The sequence below is a fragment of the Mesorhizobium sp. M1348 genome, from assembly GCF_040317925.1.
Lineage (GTDB): Bacteria > Pseudomonadota > Alphaproteobacteria > Rhizobiales > Rhizobiaceae > Mesorhizobium.
Genome location: NZ_JAMYLH010000016.1, coordinates 39322 through 52040, shown reverse-complemented (window position 1 = coordinate 52040; position 12719 = coordinate 39322). Strand labels below are relative to the sequence as shown.

At 62.0% G+C, this 12719-nt stretch carries 11 protein-coding genes; 2 read left to right on the top strand and 9 right to left on the bottom strand.

From position 1 onward, the window contains the following. Positions 1-63 precede the first annotated feature (63 nt). The 5 genes from ntrX to dusB form a co-directional block, all read right to left on the bottom strand. Positions 64-1425: a nitrogen assimilation response regulator NtrX gene (ntrX, locus tag NKH13_RS23460; RefSeq protein WP_254817201.1), complete on the bottom strand. Its 1362-nt coding sequence runs from the start codon at positions 1423-1425 to the stop codon at positions 64-66. Continuing rightward, on the bottom strand, positions 1415-3700 hold the full coding sequence (locus NKH13_RS23455) for a sensor histidine kinase NtrY-like (protein WP_352719498.1): 2286 nt from the start codon (positions 3698-3700) through the stop codon (positions 1415-1417). Before NKH13_RS23455 ends, ntrX begins: the two co-directional genes overlap by 11 nt. A gap of 127 nt (positions 3701-3827) precedes the next feature. Further along, positions 3828-5288, bottom strand: coding sequence for a nitrogen regulation protein NR(I) (gene ntrC, locus NKH13_RS23450; RefSeq protein WP_352466165.1), 1461 nt, complete (start codon positions 5286-5288; stop codon positions 3828-3830). Continuing rightward, positions 5285-6427 (bottom strand): two-component system sensor histidine kinase NtrB, encoded by a 1143-nt coding sequence (locus tag NKH13_RS23445; protein WP_023675075.1) that lies wholly within the window; start codon positions 6425-6427, stop codon positions 5285-5287. Before NKH13_RS23445 ends, ntrC begins: the two co-directional genes overlap by 4 nt. Then, the gene (gene dusB, locus NKH13_RS23440; RefSeq protein ID WP_352914688.1) at positions 6424-7449 is read right to left on the bottom strand and encodes a tRNA dihydrouridine synthase DusB; all 1026 of its coding nucleotides are present in this window, start codon (positions 7447-7449) and stop codon (positions 6424-6426) included. The genes NKH13_RS23445 and dusB overlap by 4 nt, the downstream gene beginning before the upstream one ends. Before the next feature lie 180 nt (positions 7450-7629). Between dusB and NKH13_RS23435 the strand changes: the two genes are divergently transcribed. Together NKH13_RS23435 and NKH13_RS23430 are read left to right on the top strand one after the other, a co-directional pair. Continuing rightward, positions 7630-8850, top strand: a complete 1221-nt coding sequence (locus tag NKH13_RS23435) for a bifunctional 2-C-methyl-D-erythritol 4-phosphate cytidylyltransferase/2-C-methyl-D-erythritol 2,4-cyclodiphosphate synthase (protein ID WP_352719500.1) — start codon at positions 7630-7632, stop codon at positions 8848-8850. Continuing rightward, complete coding sequence (locus NKH13_RS23430; protein WP_352719501.1) at positions 8847-9356, top strand: CinA family protein; 510 nt, start codon at positions 8847-8849, stop codon at positions 9354-9356. Before NKH13_RS23435 ends, NKH13_RS23430 begins: the two co-directional genes overlap by 4 nt. Here the strand turns inward: NKH13_RS23430 and NKH13_RS23425 are convergent. From NKH13_RS23425 to lpdA, 4 genes are all read right to left on the bottom strand, one after another. Next, entirely contained in the window at positions 9332-9793 is a 462-nt protein-coding gene (locus NKH13_RS23425) for a type II toxin-antitoxin system RatA family toxin (protein ID WP_292655295.1), read from the bottom strand. The two genes, NKH13_RS23430 and NKH13_RS23425, sit on opposite strands and share 25 nt — an antisense overlap. Positions 9794-9805: 12 nt before the next feature. Next, positions 9806-10771 carry a lipoyl synthase gene (lipA, locus tag NKH13_RS23420; protein WP_352719502.1) on the bottom strand — a complete coding sequence of 322 codons (966 nt, stop codon included), beginning with the start codon at positions 10769-10771 and terminating at the stop codon, positions 9806-9808. 137 nt (positions 10772-10908) lie between these two features. Next, a complete protein-coding gene (locus NKH13_RS23415) occupies positions 10909-11166 on the bottom strand; it encodes a GlsB/YeaQ/YmgE family stress response membrane protein (RefSeq protein WP_292655302.1) in 258 nt (85 codons plus the stop codon). A gap of 98 nt (positions 11167-11264) precedes the next feature. Then, a complete protein-coding gene (lpdA, locus tag NKH13_RS23410; RefSeq protein WP_352719503.1) occupies positions 11265-12710 on the bottom strand; it encodes a dihydrolipoyl dehydrogenase in 1446 nt (481 codons plus the stop codon). Between the last annotated feature and the right edge of the window lie 9 nt (positions 12711-12719).

Sequence of the window (12719 nt, the reverse complement as noted above, 5' to 3'; positions counted from 1 at the left end):
TTTCTTATGCGATTCCAAGACGGCCGTAACGGATAATTGCGTGGGCCACGACTGGTGTGGCTATCAGACGCCCAGCGACTTCAGCTTGCGGTGCAATGCAGAGCGTTCCATGCCGATAAACTCTGCTGTCTTCGAGATGTTGCCGCCAAAACGGTTGATCTGGGCGATCAGATAGTCCTTCTCGAATTGTTCGCGCGCTTCCCGCAGCGGCAGCGCCATTATGTGCTGATCGGATTTGTTTGGAGTGCGCGGCATGACGTCGCCGATCTCGGCAGGCAGGAGATCGGCGGTGATCGGCGCATCGACATCGTCGCCGCGCGCCAGGATCATCAGCCGCTCGACATTGTTTCGCAACTGCCGAACGTTGCCCGGCCAGTTGTGCGCCTGCAATACCGCCAGCGCGTCGTCGCCGATGCGGCGCGGCTTGATGCCGGCCTGGCGAGCGATCTGCTTCATGAAATTGTCGACCAGATAAGGAATGTCCTCGCGACGCTCGGCCAGTCCCGGCACCATGACCGGAACCACGGCCAGGCGATGATAAAGGTCTTCGCGGAAACGGCCGTCGGCGATCATGGCTTCCAGGTTCTGCGAGGTCGACGAGATGATGCGCACGTCGACCTTGACCCGCTTGGTGCCCCCTACCCGCTCGAACTGCTGTTCGACCAGCACGCGCAGGATCTTGTTCTGCGTCTCGCGCGGCATGTCGGCCACTTCATCTATGTAGAGAATGCCGCGATGGGCCTCCTCCAGCGCACCGACCTTGCGTTCGACGCCATTCGATTCGGTGCCGAACAGCTCGATCTCCATACGCTCCGGGGTGATGTTGGCGGCGCTCAGCGTCACAAACGGTGCACTCTTGCGCGCCGAGAGCGCGTGGATGGCGCGCGCGGCCAGTTCCTTGCCCGAGCCGGAGGGGCCAATGATCATGACGCGGCTGTTGGTCGGCGCGACGCGCTCGATGGTCTGGCGCAATTGGCTCATTGCCGACGACATGCCGATGAGGTCGAAAGTCTCGCCGCTGCGCAGCTTGAGATCCGAAACCTCGCGTCTCAATTTGGAGGTTTCGAGCGCCCGTTCGGCAATGAGGATCAGCCTGTCGGCCTTGAATGGCTTTTCGATGAAATCATAGGCGCCGCGGCGGATGGCCGAAACTGCCGTTTCGATATTGCCGTGGCCCGAGATCATCACCACCGGCAGGTTCGGGTGCATCGTCTTGATCTCGTCCAGCAAGGCCAGGCCATCGAGCCGCGAGCCCTGCAGCCAGATGTCGAGGAAGATCAGCCTGGGTGCCCGGTCGGCGACCGCCGCCAGCGCGCTGTCGGCATCAAACGCCGTGCGTGTTTCGTGACCTTCGTCGCTCAGGATACCGGCGACGAGTTCGCGGATGTCTTCCTCGTCATCGACGATGAGAATATCAGACGCCATTACCGACCTTTTCAGTTTCTTTTTCGTGTTCCGTCTTGCCCTCGCCGCGTATCGGAACGGTGGCGGCAACCGGCAGGATGATGCTGATCATTGCGCCCCGCCCATCGTGGAAGTCCGCTGGTGCATCGTGCAATTCGAGTCGCCCGCCATGGTCCTCCACGATCTTCTTGACGATAGCGAGGCCAAGCCCGGTGCCTTTCTCGCGTGTCGTCATGTAAGGCTCGAGCAAGCGCTGCCGGTTTTCGCGGGGCAAGCCCCTGCCGTTGTCGATGACGTCGATTCGAATCGCGCCATTCTGACGCCCGGCTTGAATCCGGATTATGCCGTGCGGACGATCCTCTGCATCAAGTCCGTCGATTGCTTCGGCAGCATTCTTGATGACGTTGCCGAACGCCTGCGCCATCAGGCGGCTGTCGAACGTGCCTTTGAGCGGGTCGTTGCCGAAGACGCGCTCGAAGGTGATGTCGGCGCGGCTCACTTCGACCAAGAACGAGGCCTCGCGCAACGAATCGCGCAGATCGATTGCCTTCATTTCCGGTTTCGGCATGCGGGCGAACGCCGAGAACTCGTCGACCATGCGGCCGATGTCCTCCACTTGCCGGATGATGGTGTCGGTGCATTGATCGAAAACCTCACGGTCCTCGGTGATGACCTTGCCGTAGCGGCGCTTGATGCGCTCGGCCGAAAGCTGGATCGGCGTCAGCGGGTTCTTGATCTCGTGGGCAATGCGCCGCGCCACGTCGGCCCATGCGGAGGAACGCTGTGCCTGGACCAGATCGGTAATGTCGTCGACTGTCACGACATAGGATTTATCCTCCGAACCGTCGTCGCCGGCTTCGATCGTGATCTGCACGTTGAAGGTTCGTTCAGTGCCGGCACGATAGAAGGTGACCTGTTCGCGATAGACCGGCCTGCCCGACTTGCGGCCGATCTCGAAGACGCGGCCGACATGCGGCAGCACGGCGGAAAGGTTCTGCCCAAGCGCTGCCGTGGCGGATATGGCCAGCATCGTTTCGGCCGAACGGTTGACGATGGTGACGATGCCATATGGATCGACGCCGATGACCCCGGCGGTGACGCCGGCAAGCACCGCCTCCGAAAAGCGCCGCCGTTCATCGATCAGATCCTTGGCCGACAGGATCTCGTTGCGCTGCGATTTCAATTCCATCAGCATCTTGTTGAATGTGTCGCCGAGCGAGGCCACGTCGCCATCGGAGGGGCGGACAGGCACGGCCACGTCGAGATTGCCGGTGGCGACCTCATCGGCCGCGCCGATGAGTTGACGAATCGGCCGCACCAAGCGGTCGGCCACCGCAATGCCAGTCCAGATGGCGGACAGGATGATGATCAGCGTCAGCGACAGATAGGGAAGCGCGAAAGCCACTTGCGAGGTGCGGCGGTTGTCTTCGAGACCTCGATATTCGGCGGTGTTGGATTTGACGATCTGCCGTGCCTTGATCACCTCGGGATCGACGAGGCGGATGGTGTAGAGATAGAGGCCGTCGATCTCGCGCAGCTTGACGATGGCACCCATGATGTTGCGGGTGCGCGGTTCTATCAGCACCGGCTTGCCGTCGGCAGCGCTTGCCACGGCGCCCTCAGGCGGCTCCGGCATGGCAAAGTCCGCGTCGGTCTTGGCGCTCATGACGAAGGAACCATCGGGCTTGATGAGTGCTGCGTGCGCCAGCGAGCGTCCCACCGCCTCCTTGTTCATGAGGTCGAGGAAACCGGTACGATCGAGGCCGTAGAGCGTGCGCGAAGCGTCGAGGTCGTAAGCCATCGACAACGTCGTGCCCTGAAGATTTCGTGCGTTTTCCTGCACATAGGCGTCGGCGATCGACAACGACGAATTGACGATCGTCTTGGTGCGGATCTCGAACCAGCGGTCGAGGCCGATGTCGAGCGTGATCGACGCGATGATCGCCACCATGATCGCGGGAATGGCGGCGACCAGTGCAAACATCGCAACGATGCGCACATGCAGGCGCGACGCAGCCTTGCCGTGCCGGCGTGCCATCAGAATGCGATGCACCTCGCGGCCGACCAGCAAGATCAGAAACAGGACGAACGCCGCATTAAGCGCAATCAGCGCCAGCGTCGTCCTCGCGTCGGGCGTGATCGGCGTCGCGCCAACCAGAATGGCGAAGGAGATCGCCGCCGTCACCAGCGCACCGGCAACGGCGATCACACCGGGCAGCGCAAGCAGCCGGCGACCGTCTCGCGCGCCGGTATTGCTGAAAAGCGGTTTACTCAGTGTCGGTGCGTGCAGGGCCATGTCGCCGTCTAGAGCCAGTGATTGCGTCGGATGTATGCAACGCATTGTGGCGATTATGCAACAAGTGTGGCCGAGACGGAAATCTTTCGGTGATCGATCCCCTGGAAAGCGCTCGTAAGGGGTTCGTCTAGATCTGCCTGGAGGACTTGTAGACGTTGACGCCGAGTTCGCGAATCTTCTTGCGCAGCGTGTTGCGGTTGAGCCCCAGCAGTTCGGCAGCCTTGATCTGGTTACCGCGCGTTGCGGTCATCGAGGCGAGGACCAGCGGATATTCGACCTCGGAGAGGATTCGCTGATAGAGCCCGGCCGGCGGCAAGTCGCCGGCAAACGAGGCAAAATAGCGCTGCAGGAAATGCTCCACCGCCTGGCCGATGGAAAGGTCATCGGGAATGAGGTTGCCGCCACCTGGAACGACAGGTCTTTCGCCGGTCTTCAACTCCGCCTCGATGATCTCGGCGGAAATCTCGTCCTGCGAATACAGTGCAGCCAGCCTGCGGATGAGGTTTTCGAGTTCGCGCACGTTACCGGGCCACGGATAGCGCTTCATCAGCTCGATGCCGCCGGTGGAAATGCGCTTGGTCTGCAGGCCTTCACTGGCGCCGAGCTTGAAGAAGTGCCGGACGAGGTCCGGAATGTCCTCCGATCGCTCGCGCAGCGCCGGCAGCCTGAGCGGCACAACGTTCAAGCGGTAGAACAGATCCTCGCGGAAAAGCCCCTGATTGATCAGCGTGCGCAGGTCCTTGTTGGTGGCAGCGACGATGCGCACGTCGGTCTTGATCGGTGTGCGGCCGCCGACCGTGGTGTATTCGCCCTGCTGCAACACACGCAGCAGCCGCGTCTGCGCTTCCATCGGCATGTCGCCGATCTCGTCGAGGAAGAGCGTGCCGCCTTCGGCCTGCTCGAAACGGCCGGTGGAGCGGTTCTGCGCGCCGGTAAAGGCGCCCTTCTCGTGCCCGAACAACTCCGATTCGATCAAGTCGCGCGGGATCGCTGCCATGTTGATGGCGACGAAGGGACCGCCTCGGCGGCGGCCATATTCATGCAGCGCGCGCGCCACCAGTTCCTTACCGGTACCCGACTCTCCGCTGATCATGACCGTCAGGTCGGTCTGCATCATGCGCGCCAGCATGCGGTAGATGTCTTGCATGGCCGCCGAGCGGCCGACCAGCGGCATCGTTTCCGGCGGCTCGTCGGCCCGCGTATCGATCTTCGGCCGCCGCGGCTCGGAAAGTGCGCGGTTGACGATGTTGAGCAGCTCGGTCAGGTCGAACGGTTTCGGCAGATACTCATAGGCCCCGGTTTCGGAGGCACGAATTGCTGTCATGAACGTGTTCTGGGCACTCATGACGATGACCGGCAGTTCCGGTCGCGCCTTCTTGATGCGCGGCAGCATATCGAAGGCGTTCTCGTCAGGCATGACAACGTCGGTGATAACCAGATCGCCCTCGCCCGCCGCAACCCAGCGCCACAGCGTCGAAGCGTTGGAGGTGACACGCACGTCGTGGCCGACGCGCGAAAGCGCTTGGTTGAGGACAGTGCGGATGGCCGCATCGTCGTCGGCGACGAGAATATTGCCGCGAACGGTCATTTGCGGTCTCCTTCACCGTCGTCGTCGGTGCCAAACTGGGTTTCTTTCCACGCCGGCATCAGGATGCGGAAGGTGGTCCCGCGCGGCGTCGATTCGCATTCAATGATGCCACCATGCTCGCCGACGATCTTTGCCACCAGCGCCAGACCGAGACCGGAGCCGTTCGGCTTGGTGGTGATGAAGGGATCGAACAGGATCGGCAGGATATCCTCGGAGACACCCGAACCGTTGTCGCGTACGCAGAATTCCAATGGCAGCGACACGCGATCCTGAGTCCCGGGTACAGAAACGCGAATGCCCGGGCGGAAGGCGGTCGATAGCATGATCTCGCCCTGTGGATCGCTGCCGATCGCCTCGGCGGCATTTTTTACCAGATTGAGGAAGACCTGGATGAGCTGGTCGCGATTGGCAAAAACCGGAGGCAATGATGGATCATAATCCTCCAATATCTTGATCCGCTTGGCAAAACCGTTCTTGGCGATTGCTTTGACATGGTCGAGCACGACATGGATGTTGACAGGGTAGCGGTCGATCGGCCGCTCGTCGGAAAACACCTCCATGCGGTCGACCAGCGAGACAATGCGGTCGGTCTCGTCGGTGATCAGCCTGGTCAGTGCGCGATCCTCGTCGGACGCCGACAGCTCAAGCAGCTGCGCGGCACCACGAATGCCGGACAGCGGGTTCTTGATCTCATGGGCAAGCATCGCGGCGAGGCCGGTGACCGAGCGCGCCGCGCCGCGATGTGTCATCTGCCGGTCGATCTTGTCGGCCATTGAGCGTTCCTGGAACATCACCACGACGGAGCCTGGAAATTCCGTTACCGGCGCGACGTAGAGGTCGACTACCTTCTCGATGCCGAGACGCGGCGACGACACGTCCACCCGGTATTCGTTGACTGGCGCCCGGCGCTCGCGCACCTGGTCGACAAGCGTCAGCAGCGGACTGCCGAAAGGAATGAGCTTGTGCAGCGTGTTGCGGGCGAGCATCGTGGCACTCGAACGGAAAAAATCCTCGGCATCGGCATTGGCGAAGGTGATGAAGCCTTGCGGATCGACCATGATCACCGGCCGACGAATGGTGTTGAGCACAATATGCGCGGCGTCCGCCATATCCGTGCTCTGTGTGACGGTGGCGTTCATGCCGCACTCCGCAGGTTCGCCGCTTCGGGAGCGCTTGAGAACATGTCGCGCAGCAAGGCAATGACATGCCCAGGCTCGAAAGATGTGAGTATGGCCTTGCGCCGGTCGTCGCTTGTGGCGGCGTGGCGGTCGAGATACCAGCCGAGATGCTTGCGCGCCTGGCGCAATCCGCTTTCCACGCCATAGAGCGTCAGCATGTCTTCGTAATGGGCAATGACGTAGTCGCTCAGCGCTTGCGGGCTGTCCGGCATGCCGGATACCGGCTCTGCCCGCGCGGCCGCTACAATGCTGCCGGCAGTCCACGGCGCGCCATAGTGCGCACGGCCGATCATCACCGCGTCGGCGCCGGACTGGTCGAGGATCGACGCAGCCTCTGCCGGCGAGCCGACATCGCCATTGGCAACGACCGGGATCGAGACGGCCTGCTTGACGCGTGCGATGGCGCGCCAGTCGGCTTTGCCCTGATAGAACTGGCAACGTGTGCGGCCGTGCACCGTAACCATCTTCACCCCGGCCTGCTCGGCGCGTCGGGCCAGCATCGGGGCGTTGAGCGCACCTTCGTCCCAGCCGAGCCGCATTTTGACCGTGACCGGCACCTCGACCGCCCCGACTACCGCTTCGATCAGCGACAGCGCGTGGTCGAGGTCTCGCATCAGTGCCGAACCGGCATAGCCGCCCGTCACCTTCTTGGCCGGACAGCCCATGTTGATGTCGATGATGTCAGCACCCTCGCCGGCCGCGATTCGCGCGCCCTCGGCCATGTGCACCGCCTCGCGGCCGGCAAGCTGGACCATGTGGACAGGCAGCCCGGAATGACGGATCCGCAGGCCCGAGCCAGCCCTGCCCTTTGCAAGCTCACCGCTCGCCACCATTTCCGATACAGCCAGCCCGGCGCCATGGGCATGGGCGCGCTGCCGGAACGGCTCGTCGGTGATGCCCGACATCGGCGCGAGAAACACGCGATTGCGGATTCTCACGCCACCCACATCCAGCGGCGAAGCCAATTTGGTCACATCAGGCATGCACAAAAACCAAGCACCTTCGATTGCTGCACATTCTCTAGCCAGAACGACGGCAATGTGCAACGCGCAATGTCGTGACATTAAGGCGCATTTGGGAAAAAAAGGATCGCCGGACCGCATCAATCCTGGGTCTTCTGAAAGCGATACCACTTTTCTGGATCATGCGCTAAGCGTCTCGCCATGAGAGATGTGAGCGAAAAGCATGCTGCCGACGACAAAGTCGCCGTGGTCATCGTTGCTGCCGGCCGCGGCGCGCGCGCCGGACAGGCCAATGGGCCGAAGCAATATCAGCAGATTGGCGGCGGCGCCGTTATTGCACGCACACTCGACGCCTTTCTGACGCATCCGAAGATTGGACCTGTCGTGGTTGCTATCCATGCCGATGACGGCGCGCTTTTCCGTCGCGCCGCCGGCGCAAATGCCGACCGTGTCGTTGCTGTGACCGGTGGTACGTCACGGCAGGAGTCCGTTCGCCTTGGACTGCTGGCGTTGAGAAGCCATGCGCCGGGCCGGGTCCTGATCCATGATGCGGCTCGGCCGTTTGTCGACGCGGAACTGATAGACCGCACGATCGCCGCCATTGGCGAGCGCCAGGGAGCACTGCCTGCCTTGCCCGTTGCCGATACGCTGAAGCGCGAAACGGCCGAAGGCATGATCGGCGAAACCGTGTCCAGGGCCGGGCTTCATGCCGCACAGACACCGCAAGGCTTTCCGTTCTGGCCGATCCTGGCTGCGCACGAAAAGGCTCATCATCTGGGCAAGGCGGATTTCACCGACGATGCGGCAATCGCCGAATGGGCGCACATTCCGGTGAAGATCGTTCCCGGCTCACCGGACAATGTCAAACTGACCTGGGCACGGGATATTGCAATGGCGGATCAGCGGCTTTCCAGCGCCCCACGTTTTCCGGACATCCGAACCGGCAACGGCTACGACGTCCACGCCTTCGAGCCCGGCGACCATGTCACCCTGTGCGGCGTCGCTATCCCGCATGACAAGAAATTGTCCGGCCATTCGGATGCCGATGTCGGTCTGCACGCCTTGACCGACGCCCTGCTCGCCACCTGCGGCGCCGGTGACATCGGCACGCATTTCCCGCCCGCCGACCCGCAATGGAAAGGGGCCGCTTCACGCATCTTCGTCGAACACGCGGCCAAGCTGGTGCGAGAGCGCGGCGGCCGCATCGCCAACGCCGATATCACGCTGATCTGCGAGGCGCCGCGCGTCGGCCCTCATCGAGAGGCCATGACCGAAGCGCTTTCGGCAATGCTGCGAATTTCGCGCGACCGCATCTCTATCAAGGCGACAACCAATGAGAAGCTCGGCTTCGTCGGCCGTGAGGAAGGCATAGCGGCCATCGCGACCGCCAGCGTTGTATTTCCGGGGGATGTCCCTGAATGAGCAATAGCGATCTCGCAGATGCCCTGCTTCAAGCCTGCCAGCAGCGCGGCATCATGCTGGTGACGGCCGAGAGCTGCACCGGCGGCATGATCATCGCCGCGCTGACCGACATTGCCGGCTCTTCCGCGGTGGTCGATCGCGGCTTTGTCACCTATTCCAACAAGGCCAAGACCGAGATGCTCGGCGTCTCGACCGCTACGCTCGAGGCGCACGGCGCGGTCTCGCGAGAGATTGCCGTGGAGATGGCGGCCGGGGCCTTGGCCCATTCGCCGGCCGGGCTCGCCCTGGCGGTGACCGGCATCGCCGGACCGGGCGGCGGCTCGGCGGAAAAACCTGTCGGCCTGGTCTGGTTCGGCGTTGCCGTGGCTGGCCGGCCGGTAGTCAGCGAATGCCAGCTGTTCGCCGACAAGGGCCGGGATTTCATCCGCAGGGAGACGGTCCGGCATGCGCTTGAGCTGGGTCTGCGCGCGCTCGCTGCGGATCAGGCTGCCGATGGCGCGCCGTAGATGATTTCGGCCCGTTTCTCGAACGCCTCGGAGAACATGCGGAAGGCGCGGTCGAACATGGTTCCCATGACCGCACCCAAAATGCGGCTCTTGAACTCATAGTCGATAAAGAAGCAGACGTTGCAACCGCGGCCGTCCCCCGGGTCGAAGCGCCAGACATTGCTCAGATATTTGAACGGGCCGTCGATGTATTTGACGTCGATGGCGTTCTCGTCAGGCTTCAGCAGCACCTGCGTGGTGAAAGTCTCGCGGATCGCCTTGTAGCCAATGCTCATGTCGGCGATGAGCAGCGTGCGTCCGTTGCGTTCCTTGCGCGAGCGAACCGTCAGTGCCTCGCAAAGCGGCAGGAATTGCGGATAGGATTCGACATCGGCGACCAGAGCGAACATCTGTTCAGGCGTATGCGCGACGCGGCGATGGGCTTCGAATTGTGGCATGAAACCAGTTTGTTAGGCGGACTTCCTGAGAAACGCTTCGCGCGCCGCGCGTAGTCTGGCGAAATCGTCGCCGGCATGGTGCGACGAGCGCGTCAGCGGGCTCGACGCCACCAGCAGGAAGCCTTTGGTCTTGCCGATCGTCTCGAAGGACTTGAATTCCTCCGGCGTGACGAAGCGTATCACCGGATGGTGCTTCTTCGACGGCTGCAGGTACTGGCCGATGGTCATGAAGTCGACATTGGCCGAACGCAAATCGTCCATCAGCTGCAGGATCTCGTTCCGCTCCTCGCCGAGGCCAACCATGATGCCGGATTTGGTGAAGATCGACGGATCGAGCTCTTTGACCCGCTGCAACAGCCTGATCGAATGGAAATAGCGGGCGCCCGGCCGGACCGTCAGATAGTTCGACGGCACGGTCTCCAGATTGTGGTTGAAAACGTCGGGCTTGGCAGCCACCACAATCTCCAGCGCGCCTTCCTTGCGCAGGAAGTCGGGCGTCAGGATTTCGATCGTCGTCAGAGGCGTTGCCGCCCTGATCGCACGGATGACCTCGGCAAAGTGCTGAGCTCCGCCATCGGCGAGATCGTCACGGTCGACTGAGGTGATGACGACATGGCTTAGGCCCATTTGCTTGACGGCGTGTGCGACGCGCGCCGGCTCATCGGGATCGAGTGCGGTCGGGATGCCGGTGGCGACATTGCAGAAGGCGCAGGCCCGTGTGCAGATCTCACCCATAATCATGAAGGTGGCGTGCTTCTTTTCCCAGCACTCGCCGATATTGGGGCAGCCCGCCTCTTCGCAAACCGTTACCAGTTTGTGAGACTTAACGATTTCGCGCGTCTCGGCATAGCCTTTAGACATCGGCGCCTTGACGCGGATCCAGTCAGGCTTGCGCAGAACGTCCTGATCCGGCTTGTGCGCCTTTTCGGGATGCCGCAGGCGCGGCGCATTGGCAATCGTGTCGAGGACGGTGACCATGTGAAACCCGGCTCATTGGCAAGCGCCTGTCCGGCGCTCGCTCTACCCACGTCATCTAGGACTTTTCGGCGAAAAGAAAAAGGCCGCGATCACGCATGCCGCGGTGGCCTTTTTCGCATAGCAAGTGCCGACAGAGGTTAGCGGCGCACCAGTCGTCCAACCGCAATCAGAATGCAGGCGCCGATGAAGCCGGTGATCAGATAGGCGATCCAGCCGACACCGAAGATGCCGATGTTCAGGGCCTGCAAGATGGCGTTCAACACGATTGCGCCGACAATGCCGAGAATGATGTTCATGAGGATGCCGGTATTGCTCTTCATGACCATCTCGGCGAGCCACCCCGCCAGGCCACCGATGATGATGGCTGCTACCCAGCCCACGCCGTTCATTTCCATATGCCCTCTCCTTGTATGATGGATGATGCGTGCGAAACGAATTGCTCTGCCGTCGAGTTCCTTTGTGTCTTTCGTGTGAGACTCGCCCAACTAATTTATCATGCATTCAGCGCGCGACCATAGGCGTCGAGTACACTCTCCTTCATCATCTCCGACAGCGTCGGGTGCGGGAAGATCGTGTGCATCAGCTCTTCCTCGGTGGTCTCCAGGTTCATCGCCACGACGAAGCCCTGGATCAGTTCGGTTACTTCTGCGCCAACCATGTGGGCACCCAGCAACTGGCCGGTCTTCTTGTCGAAAATGGTCTTGACGAAGCCTTGGTCCTCGCCGAGCGCAATCGCCTTGCCGTTTGCCGCGAACTGGAAGCGGCCGACGCGGATGTCCTTGCCGTCGGCTTTCGCTTTGGCTTCCGTCAGTCCGACCGAGGCGACTTGCGGATTGCAATAGGTGCAGCCCGGGATCTTCAGCTTGTCGGTGGCATGCACGCCGGGGAAATTGGCGATCTTTTCCACGCACACCACGCCCTCGTGCTCGGCCTTGTGGGCGAGCATCGGCGGTCCGGCGACGTCACCGATGGCATAGATGCCGGGCACGTTGGTCTTGCCGTAGCCGTCGACGACGACGCAACCGCGTTCCGTCTTCACGCCGAGCGTCTCGAGGCCGAGATTCTCGATATTGCCCTGTACGCCGACGGCCGAGATCATCCGATCGGCGGTGATCTTCTCGACCTTGCCGTCCTTCATCTCGACATGCGCGGTGACCGAGTTAGTGCCCTTCTCGACCTTGGTCACCTTGGCTTCTAGGATGATCTTCATGCCTTGCTTTTCGAACTGCTTTTGCGCGAATTTCGAGACTTCGGCGTCCTCGACCGGCATCACTGCCGGCAGCAGTTCGACCACCGTCACCTCCGCGCCCATGGTGCGGTAGAAAGAGGCGAACTCGATGCCGATGGCGCCAGAGCCCATCACCAGCAGCGATTTCGGCATCTCTTTTGGCACCATCGCCTCGAAATAGGTCCAGATCAGCTTGCCGTCCGGCTCGATGCCGGGCAGCGCCCGCGGCCTGGCGCCGGTCGCCAGGATGATGTGCTTGGCGCTGTAGGTGCCCTCGCCCTTGACACCCTTGGGCGCCGGCGGCTGCGGCTCCATCGGCTTCTTCGACGATTTCGACACGACGATTTCGCCGGGTTTCGTCAGTTTGGCTTCGCCCCAGATGACGTCGACCTTGTTCTTCTTCATCAGGAAGCCGACGCCGCCGTTGAGCCGCAGCGAGACCTTTCGCGAGCGATCGACGACGGCGGCTGTGTCGACGCTGATCTTGCCATCGATCTTCAGGCCGTAGTCCTTCAGATGATCCGAATAGTGCATGATCTCGGCCGAGCGCAGCAGCGCCTTGGTCGGAATGCAGCCCCAGTTGAGGCAGATGCCGCCAAGGTGCTCGCGCTCGACGATCGCCGTCTTGAAGCCGAGCTGAGCGGAGCGCACGGCCGTGACATAGCCGCCGGGGCCGGAGCCGATGATGATGACGTCGTAGTTCTCAGCCACGGCTTTCTC